Raw genomic sequence first — 17,557 nt, 5'->3', positions numbered from 1 at the left:
GGGTTAGAACAGTGCCGATTCCGGACTGAATTTTCTCGCTATCATATTCACACTGAATACTAAGATGAAGCCCACGACCGATTGGAAAAAGCCTACTGCGGCTGCCATACTCATATCTCCTAAATCCATCAGCGCACGATAGACATAAGTATCGATGACATCCGTGGTCGGATAAAGAGAGACGTTCCGCCCAACCAAGGCATAGATCATTCCGAAATCTCCGTAGAAGATCCCGCCCATGGCCAGAAGCAGCATCAATATAATGGTAGGCTTCAAAAGCGGCAAGGTGATGAACCGGATTTTGTGCCAACGGCTTGCTCCATCAATGGATGCGGATTCATAAATATCCGGGTTGATGCCGGTAATCGTTGCCAGATAGACAATCGAACCGAAGCCCGCGCCTTGCCAGATCTTCAACAGCACCAGAATTAACGGCCAGTAGCCAGGTTCACTATAAAATGAAATCGGTTCCATGCCGAACAAGCCCAAAAACTTGTTAATCATACCGGTATCGTAAGAAAGCAATGATACCGAGAACATGGAAATGACGGTCCAAGAGAGAAAATTCGGCAGTGTAACCAGGGTTTGAGTCACTCGCTTGAACCACTTGCCGGCAATCTCCGAGAACATGACCGCGATCAGGACGGACACCATCATACCGCAGAAAATGAATAACAAGTTCAGAAATAGCGTATTGGCAATAACTTTAAGGGTATCGTTCGATTCTACAAAAAAACGGAAATTGGAGAAGCCAACAAACTCGCTTCCGGTAATCCCCTTGATGGGATTGAAATCCTGAAAGGCAATCACAAGCCCTCCCATCGGTAAATAAGCGAAGATAAAGATAACGGCTATACCAGGCAAAGCCATCAAATATAGCAAGTAGTTCTTTCTCATCTCATCGACAAAACCTGAGCTTTCTTTGCGTCTCTTTATACGGGTTTGCACCGCTGTTCCACTCTCCACACCTGCCAGCCTCCTATAGCGATCAATTTCGCATGTTCTGAATTGTTAAGTATCCCTTGCGGGCACTTCAACTATAACACTGGCATTTGCATTCAAAAACGGGGTGTTTTTTAGTACGATATGTAGGTTTTTTTGGACTCGGGCAATAAAAATCGCCCTTCCTCTGACCCGGCAGTCAGAAAAAGGGCGATTCCAGTAAGATTAATTCAACCTCTAGCCTGATTGGATACCCGCTTGATTGATAGACATCAACGATCAAACAAAGACATATTCTCCTTCACCAATCCGCAGGGTTTTCCCTTGTAAGACCGCTGAATCTGTTTCAATAATGACCTGTTTGAACTGATTCTCGTCTCCCTGCACGAAGTCAAAGGACTGATCTCCAATTTTCAAAGCAGCTTGTTCAGCGTCCGCTCTTATAACAGGCAGTTGAAATAACGCTCCCCAATGGGCAGCAACAGCTATGGGATCGGTGACGCGGAATACAGCCTTTGCGATGGCTGCTTGTCCCGAAGAGTGAGGACGGATGACGCCGGAAGCGGACAGGCGCGCCAGCCTTTTCTCATCATTCCCGCTCCATTGAATGATAAATGGGTAGACCAGGCCCTGGAAGTCGCCATCGATAGTCAGCATTCGCCACTCTATTAATCTACCTTCCTGATCCAGACGCCGCCCATCGATGATCGGGGACAACGTTAGTCCCGCCGTCTTTAGCAAAGCAGCCGCCCCTTCAATATCATCCGTCCGCAGCACAACCCGACTTAAAGCCTCATGATCGGGAAGAGCCTTGACCGCATCTCTCACTACCACATTATGCTCGGTTGCCTTGGCTAATTCCAGGTTCTCAATGCCAAGGAATTCAATATAAGTTAACCCAAAGTAACTTAAGGCATTATAGGTTCCCCAAGCCTTGTGAGCGCCTCCCTTGGAGGCTCTCAAACCGTACTCTTTAAATAGCTCCACCGGCTTGTCCAGATCATTCATGTAATGCACCAGATGATCCCATTTGAAATTTGCCATTATTTCTTCACTCCCAGCTCTGTGGTCCGCTTCACAGCCGCCAGGACGCTTCTTTGCAATCCGGCCGCGAAATCGCTGTTGTTCAGCTCATACAGGCCGTTAATCCCCACTCCGCCGGGCGAGTTGTTAATATCAAGCAATTGTCTCGGATGCAGGCCGGTCTGCTGCAGCATTGCAACTGCGCCCAGCATATTCTCCAGTGTTACCTTCCACGCCTGCTCCCGCGGCAGTCCGGCAAGCACGCCGGCATCTGCAAGCGACTCGATGAAGTAATAGATATAGTTAGGTCCAGCTACGCCAAATCCGGTGAAGACGTCGATCAGCGATTCCTCCAGGTATTGTACCTTGCCGAAGCCAAGCAGAAAATCTTCAACCTGCTCCCGGGCAGCGAACGCATTCAAGGCTACGCCGCTATAGCCATATCCCGTATCGGTCAACGTATTCGGGATGACCCGGACGATCGGGCGTTCAGCGCCAAAGTAGCCGCCCAGCTGCTGGATCGTCACGCCCGCTACAATCGACACGATCACGGCTGACGGCGGGGCAAATTGCTGTACGATGTGCCCAAGTGCTGCCAAATCATCCTGGGGACGAACCGCCAACACGATTAACGCTGCGGTGGAGAGGGTTTGCTCCTGCCTGTCCTCCGTATTCACGCCGTACTTGGTCTTTAACAGCTGGAGGCGCGCCTCGTTAATATCGGATACACTGATCTGCTCTGCGGACAGCGTATTTTTGGCAATACATGCCCGAATGATCGCTTCCGCCATCTGTCCGCCGCCAATAAAATGAATTCTTCTTGTCATGTCGGCCACTTCCTTCGTTAGTTGTTCGCCCATGCTTCCGGCAGAATAAAGCCATCATATTTGTCCTGCGCGAGGATGTATTCCTCGAACTCTTTCGATTCATAGGCGGCCTTCAAATCCTTTGCCCATTGCGTGTTCTCATCTTTTTTGTTAATCGACACGATGATTCTATGCTGCATCGGTGTATTTTCGATTTTAAGCGCATCAGTAATCTTTCTGTCCGGCGCATTGGCAATGTAATTGCCGTTTACAACCCCATAATCCACATCTTGAAGCGATACCAGAATTTGTGCCGGGTCCAAAATCTTAATATCGATATTAAACTTGTCCGGCTCCATACTATTGATGTTGAAATCAGCAACTCCTGCTCCTTCTTTAATCTTGATCCAGCCCAGCTCCTCCAGGATGCGAAGGGCGCGCTCCTGATTGACCGGATCGTTAGGAACAGCTACTGTGGTGCCGTCCTTAACCTCATCCAGCGAAGTATGGTTGACAGAGTACAGACCTTGCGGCGCACCCGGAACATAAGCAATCCCTACCATGTCCGCGCCGATTTCGTCGTTGATTGCTTCCATATAGGCGGTGCTTTGGAACACGCTTGCGTCAATGGAGCCTTCCTTCATCGCTGGATTGACCTGCATATTTTGCGAGAAGGTTTTGATATCCACAGTATAGCCCTGCTTCTCCAGAATAGGCAAAATTGATTGCCGGAACTGCTCCTCATAGGTGCCGACGCCAAACCCGACCGTGAGCTTCTTCTTATCTCCGCCTTCGTCCGCTTGTTTGCTGCCGCAAGCCGTCAGCACCGCCAGAACACCGATCAACATAACCAACATGAGCTTTTTCATACACCCATCTCCTATTCCAATATTATATTTTTAAATTGCTCCAACGCCTCATCGGTTACATTCAATGGAATGGCACAATTAGGCGAGAGAATAAACGGTTGGTCCTTCATTAATGTCAAAGCTTCCTTCGCTTGCTTGCGAATCTGTGCAATATCGTTTGCGGCGAACAATTCATGATCAACCCCGCCTACTTTAGTAGCTTTGAGGTTCGCATCCAGACCTGGATTGCCTTCGGCCGCAGTATCCCAGCTGATCCCGTCAATGCGGTAGTCATTGAATTTCTCCGGCTGCGAATGGGCGCCGCAGGTGTGAAGAATATTCTTGCCATAGCTGGCGGCCTCAAGAACGATGGAATCATAGGGTCTGGAGAACTCATCAAACCTGGCTTCATCAAACAATCCCGGATGCGCCGTGCCGGTCACCGCGTAGAACAAGCCGTCCGAGCCGGCCTGCCGCAGCTCTTGCACATAATCGGCCAAGGTTAATGCGATGGCATGCAGCGCGTGGTGAGCGGCCGCCCGGTGCTCCTTGAACAACGAGTCCAAAGTAACGGGCTGCTCGATCCCGAATACCGTCTTGGTTACATAAGCCGATCGTCCCACAATGAACAGCAGCACCGTTAAGGGGGAGAAGACCGTCTGAATTAGCGGGGTATCGGGTAACCCTTGACGTACCTTCCTAACTGCCTCCAGATGCTCCTGCAGGGATGGCGTCCGAGCCGCCTTCTTTACCTCAAGCTCCCACAGGCTTTCCGCCACTGGGATCACCGTTGATTTCTGCCGGGGAAATACGGTTTGATAATCGGTAAAATCATATTGATTGCCCCAGGCTTCCGCCAAGTAAGTCGCTCTCGGATTAATTTTGACCCAATCCCAATCGTATTTTTTCGTAAATGAAATCGTAATGTCCGCCAAATCCTCCGCATTCTGTTCCTTGTCAATAAAATGGCGCCACCCGCTGACTATAGGACGGTCCGCCCGCTCTCCGGATAACAGGGCATGGAATCGATCTTGCTTGCTCCAGTTACTCAATTGTAGGTCTCTCCCTTATCTGTTGTTATTTAATAACGGCGAATTTTTCTCGCCAGCATATTTCCTAAAGACTGTATTCCCTGGACTAAAATGACAAGTATGATCACGGTGGTTACCACGACTACAGTGTCAAAGCGTTGATAGCCGTATACGATCGCCAAGTCTCCCACTCCCCCGCCGCCCACGGTTCCGGCCATGGCGGTTGCCCCGATCAAGCCGATCGTTGCTGTGGTCAGCGACAGAATTAATGAGCCCACGGCTTCCGGCAGCAAGAAATACCAGATCACCTGCAAGGGCGTCGCCCCCATAGCCTCGGCGGCTTCAAGAATTCCCGGGTTCACCTCAAGCAGAGAGTTCTCTACTAACCGGGCAATATAAGGCGCGATATAGATGATCAGCGGTACGATCGCCGCGCTCGTCCCAATCGAGGTGTGAACGATCAGCCGGGTAAATGGAGTAATAGCGACCAGCAAAATAATGAAGGGCAGGGAGCGAACGATGTTGATGATCGGATTCAGGATGGCATAGAGCGAATTGTTCTCCAGTACGCCGCCCGGGCGGGTTGTGACTAGTAATATTCCCAAGGGAATCCCGATTAAGGAACCCACGAAAAGAGAGACCCCCACCATCTGAATCGTCTCTACAATGGCCTTCAAAAATTGTTCACTCGTGATTGCGGTCGAAAACATGCGACTCTACCTCCTCCACACTGACTCCATGCTGTATTAAAAATGCCAGGGCATCCTTTGCCGTCTGTCGATCACCCGACAATTGGATGATCGCTGTTCCCAACGTTGTCTCTTGAATTTCAGTCATATTGGCAAACAGGATATTGACCTTGATCTCGAAGGAACGGATCATCTCATAGAGAATCGGCTCGGAAGCACTTCTGCCCACAAAGTGAAGCTTGTAGAGCAGGCTTCCATGCTCTGCCTTTAATGATTGCTCAACACTAGGCGTCATGCTGGTCTGAACCACGGTCTTCACAAAATTCTTCGTGGTCTCATGCCGAGGATGGCCAAACACCTCCAGCACGCTCCCTTGCTCGATAATTCGCCCCTCCTCCATCACCGCTACCTTGTTGCAGATTTCTTGAATGACAGACATTTCATGGGTAATGATCATGACCGTGATGTTATATTCCGCATTGATTCTTTTTAAAAGCTGCAAAATAGATTGCGTGGTCTGCGGATCAAGCGCGGAGGTGGCTTCGTCACACAAGAGAATCGACGGATTCGAGGCCAGCGCTCGGGCGATGCCAACCCGCTGCTTCTGTCCCCCGGACAGCTCGCTCGGATAGCTCCCCGCCTTGTCGCTTAATCCCACGAACTCCAGCAGCTCCTGCACCCGCTGACGGATCTCGCTTTTGCTCTTTTTTAGCAGGACGAGGGGAATCGCTACATTATCAAACACTTTCTTCGACTCCAGCAGGTTGAAATGCTGAAAGATCATCCCTATATTTTTCTTGACCAGGCGCAGCTCTTTATCGCTGTAGGTTCCCAAGTCGCGCCCATTTACCAGGACTTGTCCTTCAGTCGGTCGTTCCAGATAGTTGACGAGACGAATTAATGTGCTTTTTCCGGCGCCGCTATAGCCGATTACCCCGAAGATATCGCCCTTTTCAACCTTTAGGCTGACTCCCTTCAGAGCCTCGATCGTGGTTCCTTTCCGAGTGAACGTCTTGGACACATTCTTTAATTCAATCATGTTGGTTCCCCTCAATCATTTTCTAAAGTTAGGATGAAGCCTGCGCTTGCACTCATGTCTCCTTGTCTTCTTCTATTCCTCTTATTGTCTCTATTGCTATAGACAGACTGCCTGTAATATGCTCTCGCATGGCTTTCTCAGCGCCGTCTTCATTTCTGTCAGCTATCATTTGCAGGATTAAGCCATGTTCTTCATCCGCCTGCTTTGTCCAATCTCCGTGCAAGGAAACAAATCGACAGTAGCGAAGCGAGTGGCCTCTTAATTGATTCAAAACCTTCTCGAAAACGACAAGCTCGCTCATTTTTGATAAATAATCATGAAATTCAAAGCCATAGGATACAAAGTTCTGATTATCGCCTAGCTGGAAGGACCGTTTTAGATTCTCAAGAATTGCTGTTAATTTTTGCACATCCTCATCGGTGGCATGCTTCGCCGCATTCCTCGCAATATAGCCTTCAAGCATGCTGCGAACAAGAAAAACCTCTTCGGCCTCTTTAGCCGTTATGGAAGCAACCCTCAGTCTCCCATTGGGCTGTCGAACGAGAAAATCCTCATGCTCCAGCCTCTGTATGGCCTCCCTTAACGGTGTGCGGCTGACCCCGAGCAATGCTGCCAAATTCTCTTCATGTACAGCTTGATTCGGCTTCAGCTCGCTATCTATAATTTTTTGCTTTAATTCATAATAAGCATTGTCCTTTGACAACCTTCGTGATCTCATCACTCGCTATCCATCTCCTCTTTGATAATCTCGAGGGGAATTGTACAATTGTATACAATTTATTTAGAACCCTATGTAAAAGCTTTTTTATACTATATTCCTATTATTCCAACTAGTCAAGTAGGTTTTTAAGGAATGAAAAATTGCATTGAAAATACAAATAGAGAGGGCGTCCTAAAGTGAGGCTGTCCAAAAAACACTTGCTAATATAGCAAGGGAGAAATCTACTCACAGAGGGGAAACAGTAGATGTAATCCCTTCTTTTTATCGGAATTAGCCTTGCCATATCAGGATTACAGGCATTAAAAAGAGCAGCGACATATCCATAGGCATGCATGCCCCGGATTAATCGCTGCTGTTCGCCCGATATTCAAATTCAGGCTTTGATGCCTGTTAACGTAATGCCTTCAATGAAATAGCGTTGACCGATGAAAAATACGATAATGGCAGGAAGAAGCACGACGGTAGCGGCTGCCATCATCAAATGCCACTCGGCTGAATACATCCCTTTAAACTGTTGTAATCCCAGAGCCAATGTATACTTGGTCTCATCATTCAGATAAACCAGCGGACCCAAAAAGTCATTCCAAGCAGCTAGAAAGGAAAATAAGCCAACGACAATTAAAGCAGGTTTGGTCAATGGCAGAATGATCGACCGAAAAATCCGCAAGTGTCCAGCACCGTCTACATAAGCCGCTTCATCCAGATCCCGGGGAATACTCAGATAAAACTGGCGAAGCAAGAAGATGTTAAACGCTCCTCCACCAAGCCAGGCTGGTGCAATGAGCGGAATAAAAGAATTGGTCAGACCCACTTGGCTCCAGCCGACAAATGTCGGAATAAGCGTAACGGCGTACGGCAGCATCATGCTGGAGAGCAACAGCCCAAATACCAGGTTCTTGCCTCTCCACTTCATCCGAGCAAAGCTATAGGCACTGATCGAGCTGGTAACTATAACGCCCAGTACCGAAAAGATGACAATGATGGCCGTATTGACAAAATATTGACCAAAGGGAAGTATGGTCAGCGCTTCAGTGTAATTGGAAAATTGAATGGGCCGGGGAATCCACACTGGCGGCAATTCAAAAATTTGCCCCATATTCATCAGTGAACTGCGGATCAGCCAGACCAGCGGCAGCAAACTGAAGATGGCCCCGGCTGTCAGTACCAGATAGATTAGTCCCTTTCCTAACCAAACCTTGGCTCTCATCGCGTACCATCTCCCTCATAGTAAACCCATCTATTTGATGTCTTGAACACAATGTAGGTTAATACCATAATAATAACGAACAACACCCAGGCAATGGCACTTGCACTCCCCATTCGCGAGAACTGGAACGCCTCCCGGTACAGATAAAATACATAAAACAAGCTGGCATTGTTTGGCCCGCCATTGGTCATAACATAAGCCTGCGAGAACACCTGAAAGCCGTTGATAATCCCCATGATCAAATTAAAGAAAATCGTCGGTGTCATCAAGGGAATTGTAATATGCCGTAGCTTGGCAAGCCTTGTTCCCCCATCCATCTCAATGGCTTCATACAATGAGCGGGGAATATCCTGTAATCCCGCCAGAAAAATAATCATTGTTCCGCCAGTAGTCCACAGGTTCATTAAAGCTAAGGAAGGCACTACCGATTTCTCTCCAAAAATCCATTGACTTCCCGGAAGACCCAGAGACCGGAGCAGTTCGTTAGCCAGACCCAGATCAGGGTTAAGCAACCATAACCAGATGAACGAAATAGCAATGACCGGCACGATCGATGGCAGGTAGAAGATGGTGCGAAAAATGGCCTTTCCTTTGATGTTCTGATTTAAAAGAATAGCCAGCAGAAAGGAGTAGATAATCCCGCTAGGCACACTCAAAATAACGAAATAAAACGTAACACCCAATGACTTGTAAAAATATTGGTCTTCACCACTAAACATTCGCTTATAATTATCAAGCCCGATAAAGGTCGGTGAGTTCGAGCCGGTATAATCGGTAAAACTCATATACAAACTGTAAACCATCGGCCCAAGTGTAAAAATAAGCAATCCCAAAATGGCCGGCGAGGCAAACAGCCAACCGGAAAGCTCGCTCCGGGAGCGATGTTTCCTGCGCATGCCGATCCCGGTACGGGAAGAGACGACTTCCATAAGCAAATTCCCCTTCGTTGGAACGTTTGCCCGAAGGCAGGCAACACTTTAAACCTCGTGCGCCTCCTTCGGACAGACGCTCGTTATTTCAAATAAGTGCCTTGTACCAGCGACTTCACTTTCGTTTCCACTTCCTTCATGGCCTGTTCGGCTGTTTTCTCACCAAGCCAAACCTGGTCCAATGCGGCAGAAACTGCGGCATCGATTTCAACGAAATTCTTGACATTGTTCTCCGGCGATGGCTCCGCATGCTCGTAGGTGGACCGCATCACAGCGTCTTGAAATCCGGCTGGTCTGCCCGGAAGCTCCTCACTTGCCCACTTGTCAATCAATTCCGGATCCTCATACCATTTATTAAGCTGCGGCATCCACAAGCCCTGGTGCAAATCAAGCACGTTCTGAGGGTCCGTCAAAAACTTGGTGAACTCCCAGGCTTCCTTCGGATGCTCAGAGCTTTTGAAAATGATCAGAGAACCGCCGAGAAAAAAGGTTTTGTAGTCCTTAATCACGGGAAGTACGCCAACGCCCCAGTTGATATTGGTTTTGCTCAAATCAAGATGATTCCAACTTCCATCAATGATCATCGCTACCTTTTTAGACTGCAACGCCGTAGCTGGTGCAGGAATACTGCTAGCCTGGATCGGTGATGGCGAGACATGATGCACATTGATCAGATCGGCTATTTTTTGTAGCGCCTCAGTCGCTTCCGGTTGAGCAAGACCCAGCTCCTTTCCGTCCGCTGTTAAATAATCCCCGCCATTTGACAGAACCATAGGCATATAAGACGACCAGCCAAGGCTCAGCTTGACGCCATATTGCTTAATGTTCTTCGGATCGAACTCCGGGTCGTCCGGATGGTTGCCATTGCGGTCAACCGTCAGCTTCTTGGCCACTTCCACAAATTCATCCCAGGTCCAGGCCTCCTCTGCCTTTATAGGAGGAAGCTCCACTCCCGCCTCCTCAAACATGTCGGCGTTATACATCAGGGAAGGAACGACGGATGCCTGATAAGGTCCGGCACTTTTATCCTGATCCCAGTTCCACCAGGCATATTCCAGATAATCCTCCTTGTGGATGCTCGGATCATCCTTCATTAAATCAAAGAAGTTGTATATCAAGCCTTCTTCGCCCATTTTCAACTTCCACGCAGCCGAGTAGCTAACATCAGGCGCTTCATTGCCGGCGATCATTGCATTAAGCTTCTGTAGAAAATCTGTACCCGGAATGTGCATGGAATCCACTTTAATATTCGGATTTTTCTGTTCGAACGCCGTAATCGCGGCTTCCACCGCTTTCTTTTCTTCCGGACTGCCCCAGAATGTGAATTTCAAGGTTACCTTCTTATCCTGCGCGGTTCCACTATTTTGAGTGCCCTCACGACTCTCATTCGTCTTTGCGTCTCTGCTTTCTACTCCGCAAGCGGTTACAAATAAAGCCGTAATGATGACAAATATAAATGCGAGCTTCCATTTACCCTTGTGACCTACCATATGCCGCTCCCCCTGATTTACAATGTAAGCGCTGCAGTCGCCTGCCTTTATTGTAAATTTATATTTTATGAAAGCCTATGGGAGGTTTTTTCGTTTTTTGTATGATTTTTCGCTCATCCGTTTTCTTTATAACTATGCTGAGGAATAATCAGCTTGACTCGCGTGCCAAACTCAGGAACCGATTCAATATGAACGCCGTAAGCCGGGCCATAAAGTAGCTTAATTCGCTTGTCAATGTTTTTGATTCCAATGTGAGATGAGCTGTCGGCTAATGCCTCCTGCAAGCGCTCCGGAGTCATTCCGCAGCCATTATCCTCCACACAAAATTCGATATACTCCTCCCGCCTACGTCCGTAGATCGTAATTAGCCCGCCACTTTCCATATCTCTGAGGCCATGAATGATTGAATTCTCTATGAGTGGTTGAAGAAACAGCTTGGGTACCGGGAACTCCAGCAGTTCGGGTTCGATGTCGTAATCAACCCGAAAGCGGTTCTCAAATCGGCTGGACATAATGGAGATGTAATCACGCAGCCAGCCCAGATCTTTGAATAGTGGCATCAAGTCCTTACGATTATCTGTCGTATAGTGCAACATCCGTGAGAGACTGACCACCATCCGGCTAACCTGGTCCTTCTCTCCATACAGGGCCATCCAGTTGATGATATTCAATGTATTGTATAAGAAATGGGGATTAAGCTGGATATTTAAGGCCAGGATTTCCGTTTCACGCTCTCTTAGCTTGACCACATAGTTCTCCTCAATCAGTTGCTTGACCTCTTCATTCATACTGTTGAATTTCAGCAGCACATGTCCCAGTTCGTCCTTGTCCTCCACCTTGATTCTGGCATTGAAGTCACCGCCGCTGACCCGCTTGATGGCAAGCAGCAGCTTTCTGATCGGCGAGGTGATCCTGATGGAGATGAGGTAAGCAAACAAAAGTGAGAGCAGCAAGAGCGAAGCACCTAATGTCAGGATAAAAAAGATGATGGTTTGAGCGATATCTTTTGTCAGCGCATCGGGAGGAATAAGTGCCACCGAAGTCCAGCCTGTGACGGTTGATGTCACGAAGCAGGCAATCATCTGTTGCCCGTCCTCTGTAATATAGGAGGCTCCACTGCCGCGATTTTGTATTTCAGCCAACCAGGGAAGAACCGGGCGCTGCCCCACGAGCTCCGCATTCTCATGCGAAATAATTCTTCCCTCCTTACTGACCACTAAAAATGTGGCGCCTTCAATTGGAATGCTGTTCCGAAAAAGATCGGCATACAGACGATCCTGAAAGTTCATTACCAGAATCGGCTTTTCCGAGCCTGCTTCGGCCCTCACAATCACATCATTCCGCACACAGGAAGGGTTTAATTGCCGAACAGCTGAAAATAAAAAGCGATATTCAATATCGGATTGCGCCAGATCAGGCAGTTGATGCATCAGGCTGTAATCATAAGTAGGCACCCACGCTAAACGCCCCTTTTGCGCTGCTGCCTGTCTATACAGCTCGGAATCATAAAAGTGGGTGGGCGGATACGTATTGCGTGCTTTGCTTCCATAAACATATGCCCGGGTCACAAGCTCCACCGAGTACAAATCCCTGGATTGGGAAAAGTAACGATTCAAGATTTCCGTGACCCGTTTATTCGCTGCGAGCAGTTCACTTGATGATGAAGGAGCGTTGTCGAAAATTTCAAACAAATCGCATTCGACCATCAGGGAAAGACTATCGTCCTGAATAATTTTCAGTCGTTCGTCGATAATCTGATTGTTTTTTTGCACGATTTCTGTCACGTTATCTTGAGCCAGCTTAAGCATGATATTTTTACTGGCATAAAAAGAACCTGCTCCTAAAGTGACCAGAGGGAGAGTAATTAGCACAATATAAGACAGGATCAGCTTGTTTGTTAATCTCATAGCGCCACCTACATAAGGTCTTTCTTGCGAAATTCCTCCGGCGATAGCCCGGTTTCCCGCTTGAAGACTCGAGTGAAGTAACCTGCATCCCTGAAGCCCACGCTCAAGGCAATCTCTGCAATTTTTCGATTGCCGCTCTCCAGCATCTGTTTGGCTTTCTCCATTCTTAGCTGCAACACGTACTCGGTAAACGTCATTGAGGTCTGTGACTTGAACAGGCTGCTGAAATAGGCAGGGCTGAAAAAGAATCGTTTGGCAACCAGTTCGAGAGAAAGCTCCTCCATATAATGATCTGCCAAATATGCTTTGCACATCGCAATAATTCGCTCATTTTTATGGATTTTGCGGTTTTCAATACTGTCAATGATCCGGTTGAGATAATGGGCCGCTCTCTCCTTGACCTCTTCGAGCGTAACGCAAGCCGGGATTTGAAACTCCATCTCGGAAATAAAGTTGCCAGCCTCTTCGCTTCTTAAAGAGAATTCACTTGCCTTGACCAAATTGACTAAAACATACAAAATACTGTGCTTCAAGTGGGTGGGAGAAGGATAGTCCCCCTCCAGTAGTTGCCGGATCAACAAGTTCAGAGCCTCCATCGCCCGCCCCTTATCCCTGATCGCCACAGCCTCCGCAATCCCGGTTTCGGAGAGAACGGATTCCAATGATGGCTTGAAAGGGTTGTAAGCGATTTCAATATTGACAATCAGCTTTCCTGTTCCACAATAAAAGGTATATTCCAGCGCATCCATGGCCTGTTTGAAAGAGCGGGCTCCATCCCTGTAGAGATCAGTTACACTATCGCCAACACCGATAGATAAGGTAAGCCCGAACTCCATATAAGCCTGTTCAATCAATCGGGTTAACCGTTCCGTATCCCTTTTCATCAGCCACTCCAGGGAATGCACAGGTGTGATGACGGAGACAAGCAAAGGCTCGTCTCCATCCATATAGAAAGATAGAGCTGACCCGATGGATTGGGCAATCTGACTCATTCGCTCTTTGAGACTAGCTTTGACTTCAGTGAATTCCTCGTCCAGGTACTTGTTAAATGATGCGGAAATTCTGACGGCGATCACAAAGCCAACCTGCCCCTCCGGGACCAATCGCTTGACTTCCCGAAGTTCATCTTCGTCCGCGGTTGAACGTATCCAACGACTGAGCAGATGTTGCTCGTAAACGGGGAGAGAAGAGTTGAGCTGCTCATTGAGGTTTGCTCGTGTTTGAACCAGCTCACGCTCTTTTGCAATCGCAACCTCCAGCTTGTCCAGCATCTCCGTCATATCCTTTAATTCCAAGGGCTTAAGCAAGTAATCAAACGCACCAAGCTTCAAGGCTTGCCGGGCATAATCAAAGTTCCCGTATACGCTGAGTATGATAATTTTCATCAACTCATTATGTTCTTTTAGATGCTCAATTAGCGTAAGACCGTCCATATTAGGCATCCGAATATCTGTGAATACAATATCAATCCGGGTATTCATCGCTATACGCAAGGCTTCCGCTCCGTCCTTGGCCAAGAACAACCGATAGTCCGGCCGATATGTCCTGATCATCTCCGCTATGCCTCGGCGATGTCGAGGCTCGTCATCCGCTACCAGCACATGATGCATCATACCCTCTCCCTTCTCAGGCCAATGTCGATTGCGCCTCAATTCCTAAGGCCAATGCCTAAATAAGCCCGTATAATCCACCAGACCCGGTGGAACAATAAAATTGCCTATGTCCCCAAGAACTGCCGGAGAAGCAACATATCCGCAACCCGGGCCGGGGTGATCCAAGCTGACGGACCCCAAGAAACCAACGTGCTGGCCTCTTATGCTGTAAGTGCTTCCATATTATTTTACTATTTTGATAAACGTTTTACCACATTGAAATTTGCAACAATTATTTTTTCATACAAATCAACATTGTAACCGTTGACAATGGATTAAATTTTGCTATTATATATTTGTAAAACGTTTTACTAAATGGAGATGACAAAATGAAAAAAGTATTTTACAAACCAAAAGATGGGTGGGTCGGAGATGTAATCCCTTTTTATGACCAGGGGGAGTACAAGTTGTACTATCTCCATGATCAAAGAGTAGGTGGAGATTACGGAAATCATACGACGTGGAATCTGATCACTACCAAAAATGGCCTGGATTTTGAGAATTACGGCACAGTTCTGCCAAACGGCGGCGAAGCTGATCCTGACCGCAATGCCTACACAGGCTCCGTGATCAAGGATCAAGACGGGATGTATCACCTTTTTTATACTGGGCATAATCCCAATCCCGAGTTTTGTGTAAATGGAAAACCCCTACAGGTTGTGCTGAAGGCCACGGGTCCCGATGGGATCCACTGGACGAAGGACCCCGATTTCAAACTTTATGGAGATGGAGTGATCTATGAGAAGTTTGATTGGCGCGATCCCTTTGTATTTTTCAATAAGGACCAACAACAATACTGGATGCTTGTCACCTCAAGACTCATGAACTCTTCTGAGAAGAAGGGCGGCTGCATTGCACTGCTCACTTCCGATGATCTTGTACACTGGCAATATCAAGAGCCGTTTTACAGTCCTGACAAGTACATTACCCTGGAATGCCCGGATTATTTCCAAATAGGAGAATGGCATTACCTGGTATACTCCACCTTCAGTGAGAAATTTGTAACTCATTATAAAAAAAGCAAAAGTTATGATGGCGTATACAAATCTCCAGTATTAGATACCTTTGACGGTAGAGGATTTTATGCAGCAAAGACCGCTTCAGATGGTAAGCAAAGATTTGCATTTGGTTGGGTTCCTTCCAAAAAAGGGAATCATGATTACGGAAGCTGGGAATGGGCCGGTACCCTGGTGGTACACGAGACTTATCCAAATGAAGAGGGGGACCTGCTGGTTCGGATGCCGCAAGCGATCTATGATCATTTTGACACCGAACTTGATGTTGTCTCGGAAGTGCAAAATAAATGCATCGCCAATGGAGGCCGTTTTGAACTGGCGTCTCCCGATGGACTTGCTTATTGTGTATGCAATAAGCTGCCTTCTCAAGTATTACTGGAAGCAGTCTTTACAGATTGGAAAGAAGTCAAAGACTTCGGTATAGCACTGCACTCTGACAAAGCACTTGATAACGGCTATTTCATCAAGTTTGATCCATTTCACAATCGTATTGCATTTGATATGTGGCCAAGAACCGAGCCCGGCTTCTTCCAATGGCAAATTGCCGGCGACAAGCCGCAAATGATTGAACTGGAGCGTCCGTTCAGCTTTGCGAATCATGATCAGATTACCGTCAAGCTGATCTTGGAAGACGATATTTTATGCCTCTATGTGAACGACATGATCGCTATGACAACAAGGGTTTATAACTTTAAGAACGGGCATCTTGGCTTTTTTGCCAATGAAGGTTCTGTTGCCGTACACAATGTTCATTTGAAAGTAGCTTCCGAGGCTTAAGCGATTTAATCAGTGAATTAAATTAAAGGTCCTTAATGGAAATTAAGAAAAATGGAGGAGTTTAAATTATGGCCAAAAAACGGAATATATTTAAGGCATTTTCGCTAATTGCTATCTCCGCACTGCTTGCAACCGCTCTCGCCGGTTGTGGCGGTGCAGCCGACAAAAATGCTGAAAGCGCCACACCCAAAGAAGGAGGAGAAAATAACGGAACAACGATTACCTGGTTAACAGCCCGGCCAGAAAACGGAGCTATTATCCAAACTGTCAGAGAACTAGCCGATCGCTATGCGGAAGATCATCCCGGATTTGAATTGGATATTCAGGTCACTGCGGACAGACCGTCCTATCTGACCAAGCTCAGAACACTTATCGCTTCTGGCGAGGTTCCGGAATTTATTGATACCGACGCGGATCCATACGCACAGGAATTAGCCAACGCCGGTATGCTTGTCGATATGAAGCAGTTCCTTGATGAGCAGGGCTTATATGATCAGTTCTATGAACCGGCTTTAAAATATCAAGAGCTGCCGGATGGAAGTCTCTATCTTCTCCCCTTGGAATACCATCTTGAGATGACTTGGTTTAATAAGAAAATTTTTGAGGAAAACAATTTAAGCGTTCCCAAAACCATCGACGACCTGCTTACCGTCAGCAAAGCACTTAAGGATAAAGGCATTACTCCAATCGCCGTAGACGGAGTTGATATCTGGCCTGTGCTTCGCTACGCAGCGATGATTCCGTTTAGAGCCACGGGAAATGAATTTGCTCGCAATCTGAGCCAAGGGAAGGCTAAGGTAACTGACGAGGTTGGTATGGAAGCCGCGAACTTCGTATCCAATATCGGGCAGTACTTCCAAAAAGGATTTGCAACCACAGATTACACAACAGCCTTGAACATGTTCCTTAATGGTGAAGCAGCGATGTATAACATGGGAACGTGGGAGATTTCCTCATTCCTGGAAGAGAACCTTCCGGAAAATATGAAAGGAAATGTTGACTACTTCTATCTCCCGACAATACCAAACGCAAGCACCCCGGATAACGAATTTTTTGGCAATAGCGGAATTGGTCTAGCCGCCACTGCAGACAAATTTGACGGAGCAGCCAAGGACTTCCTGAGCTACGTCTTAAAGAACTACAGTGATGTATACGTAGCCAAGCAACAAATGTCACCGCTTAAATTTACGATTGAGGACGAGTCTAAATTTTCCGAGCTATTCCTGCGGATTAAAAAGGATATGGACAACTATGGTTCAGAGTTTGCCAAGCCTTGGGACACTTTGCTGGACGCCAATTCCAACTCCATTATGAGCGATTTGATCATGAAGCTGGCTATGGGAGTTATTAGCCCTGAGGAATTTGCCAAGCAAGTCGACGATACCATCGCTCAAAATGTCAGCAACTAAAGAGTAACTTCAGACAGCCTTTTCCGCCCGGACTGCCAAGGTTCGGGCGGTTCATTCACATTTTGAGTTTG

The 17,557-nt window shown here is 47.4% G+C and carries 15 protein-coding genes; 2 read left to right on the top strand and 13 right to left on the bottom strand.

Translation table 11 applies throughout. The annotated features are described in order from the left end of the window. Window positions 1–3 precede the first annotated feature (3 nt). The 13 genes from C557_RS0111495 to C557_RS0111435 form a co-directional block, all read right to left on the bottom strand. A complete protein-coding gene (locus tag C557_RS0111495; RefSeq protein ID WP_018752013.1) occupies window positions 4–966 on the bottom strand; it encodes an ABC transporter permease in 963 nt (320 codons plus the stop codon). 255 nt (window positions 967–1,221) lie between these two features. Next, on the bottom strand, window positions 1,222–1,986 hold the full coding sequence (locus tag C557_RS0111490) for a VOC family protein (protein WP_018752012.1): 765 nt from the start codon (window positions 1,984–1,986) through the stop codon (window positions 1,222–1,224). Continuing rightward, window positions 1,986–2,792 (bottom strand): pyrroline-5-carboxylate reductase, encoded by an 807-nt coding sequence (gene proC, locus C557_RS0111485; protein ID WP_018752011.1) that lies wholly within the window; start codon window positions 2,790–2,792, stop codon window positions 1,986–1,988. Before proC ends, C557_RS0111490 begins: the two co-directional genes overlap by 1 nt. Before the next feature lie 17 nt (window positions 2,793–2,809). Further along, on the bottom strand, window positions 2,810–3,640 hold the full coding sequence (locus tag C557_RS0111480; RefSeq protein ID WP_018752010.1) for a MetQ/NlpA family ABC transporter substrate-binding protein: 831 nt from the start codon (window positions 3,638–3,640) through the stop codon (window positions 2,810–2,812). Window positions 3,641–3,651: 11 nt separating this feature from the next. Further along, window positions 3,652–4,671 (bottom strand): uroporphyrinogen decarboxylase family protein, encoded by a 1,020-nt coding sequence (locus C557_RS0111475; RefSeq protein WP_018752009.1) that lies wholly within the window; start codon window positions 4,669–4,671, stop codon window positions 3,652–3,654. A gap of 29 nt (window positions 4,672–4,700) precedes the next feature. Next, window positions 4,701–5,360 (bottom strand): methionine ABC transporter permease, encoded by a 660-nt coding sequence (locus C557_RS0111470; protein ID WP_018752008.1) that lies wholly within the window; start codon window positions 5,358–5,360, stop codon window positions 4,701–4,703. Continuing rightward, entirely contained in the window at window positions 5,335–6,378 is a 1,044-nt protein-coding gene (locus tag C557_RS0111465; RefSeq protein WP_018752007.1) for a methionine ABC transporter ATP-binding protein, read from the bottom strand. The genes C557_RS0111470 and C557_RS0111465 overlap by 26 nt, the downstream gene beginning before the upstream one ends. Before the next feature lie 52 nt (window positions 6,379–6,430). Next, window positions 6,431–7,096, bottom strand: coding sequence for a GntR family transcriptional regulator (locus C557_RS0111460; protein WP_018752006.1), 666 nt, complete (start codon window positions 7,094–7,096; stop codon window positions 6,431–6,433). 376 nt (window positions 7,097–7,472) lie between these two features. Next, a complete protein-coding gene (locus C557_RS0111455; RefSeq protein ID WP_018752005.1) occupies window positions 7,473–8,306 on the bottom strand; it encodes a carbohydrate ABC transporter permease in 834 nt (277 codons plus the stop codon). Further along, window positions 8,303–9,202, bottom strand: coding sequence for a carbohydrate ABC transporter permease (locus C557_RS0111450; RefSeq protein ID WP_240472959.1), 900 nt, complete (start codon window positions 9,200–9,202; stop codon window positions 8,303–8,305). Before C557_RS0111450 ends, C557_RS0111455 begins: the two co-directional genes overlap by 4 nt. A gap of 116 nt (window positions 9,203–9,318) precedes the next feature. Beyond that, on the bottom strand, window positions 9,319–10,725 hold the full coding sequence (locus C557_RS0111445) for an ABC transporter substrate-binding protein (RefSeq protein ID WP_018752003.1): 1,407 nt from the start codon (window positions 10,723–10,725) through the stop codon (window positions 9,319–9,321). Between the two features lie 113 nt (window positions 10,726–10,838). Then, entirely contained in the window at window positions 10,839–12,632 is a 1,794-nt protein-coding gene (locus C557_RS0111440) for a sensor histidine kinase (RefSeq protein WP_018752002.1), read from the bottom strand. Between the two features lie 8 nt (window positions 12,633–12,640). Next, window positions 12,641–14,245 (bottom strand): response regulator, encoded by a 1,605-nt coding sequence (locus C557_RS0111435; protein ID WP_018752001.1) that lies wholly within the window; start codon window positions 14,243–14,245, stop codon window positions 12,641–12,643. A 368-nt stretch (window positions 14,246–14,613) separates the two neighbouring features. On the opposite strand from C557_RS0111435, the gene C557_RS0111430 reads away from it, so the two are divergent. Then, window positions 14,614–16,077 (top strand): GH32 C-terminal domain-containing protein, encoded by a 1,464-nt coding sequence (locus tag C557_RS0111430; RefSeq protein ID WP_018752000.1) that lies wholly within the window; start codon window positions 14,614–14,616, stop codon window positions 16,075–16,077. A 68-nt stretch (window positions 16,078–16,145) separates the two neighbouring features. Then, window positions 16,146–17,486, top strand: coding sequence for an ABC transporter substrate-binding protein (locus C557_RS0111425; RefSeq protein ID WP_018751999.1), 1,341 nt, complete (start codon window positions 16,146–16,148; stop codon window positions 17,484–17,486). The last annotated feature ends 71 nt before the right edge of the window (window positions 17,487–17,557 follow it).

Origin of the sequence: Paenibacillus sanguinis 2301083 = DSM 16941 (assembly GCF_000374825.1) — a bacterium.
GTDB lineage: Bacteria > Bacillota > Bacilli > Paenibacillales > Paenibacillaceae > Fontibacillus > Fontibacillus sanguinis.
Note: the sequence above shows the minus strand (reverse complement) of the source record. Positions and strands in the feature narration are given on the sequence as shown.

Bases quoted from the DNA above. Each gene is read 5' to 3' on its own strand.
- C557_RS0111450 (WP_240472959.1), bottom strand. From the start codon at position 9,202: ATGCGCAGGAAACATCGCTCCCGGAGCGAGCTTTCCGGTTGGCTGTTT.
- C557_RS0111440 (WP_018752002.1), bottom strand. From the start codon at position 12,632: ATGAGATTAACAAACAAGCTGATCCTGTCTTATATTGTGCTAATTACT.
- C557_RS0111465 (WP_018752007.1), bottom strand. From the start codon at position 6,378: ATGATTGAATTAAAGAATGTGTCCAAGACGTTCACTCGGAAAGGAACC.
- C557_RS0111470 (WP_018752008.1), bottom strand. From the start codon at position 5,360: ATGTTTTCGACCGCAATCACGAGTGAACAATTTTTGAAGGCCATTGTA.
- C557_RS0111435 (WP_018752001.1), bottom strand. From the start codon at position 14,245: ATGATGCATCATGTGCTGGTAGCGGATGACGAGCCTCGACATCGCCGA.
- C557_RS0111480 (WP_018752010.1), bottom strand. From the start codon at position 3,640: ATGAAAAAGCTCATGTTGGTTATGTTGATCGGTGTTCTGGCGGTGCTG.
- C557_RS0111455 (WP_018752005.1), bottom strand. From the start codon at position 8,306: ATGAGAGCCAAGGTTTGGTTAGGAAAGGGACTAATCTATCTGGTACTG.
- proC (WP_018752011.1), bottom strand. From the start codon at position 2,792: ATGACAAGAAGAATTCATTTTATTGGCGGCGGACAGATGGCGGAAGCG.
- C557_RS0111425 (WP_018751999.1), top strand. From the start codon at position 16,146: ATGGCCAAAAAACGGAATATATTTAAGGCATTTTCGCTAATTGCTATC.
- C557_RS0111430 (WP_018752000.1), top strand. From the start codon at position 14,614: ATGAAAAAAGTATTTTACAAACCAAAAGATGGGTGGGTCGGAGATGTA.
- C557_RS0111460 (WP_018752006.1), bottom strand. From the start codon at position 7,096: ATGAGATCACGAAGGTTGTCAAAGGACAATGCTTATTATGAATTAAAG.
- C557_RS0111490 (WP_018752012.1), bottom strand. From the start codon at position 1,986: ATGGCAAATTTCAAATGGGATCATCTGGTGCATTACATGAATGATCTG.
- C557_RS0111445 (WP_018752003.1), bottom strand. From the start codon at position 10,725: ATGGTAGGTCACAAGGGTAAATGGAAGCTCGCATTTATATTTGTCATC.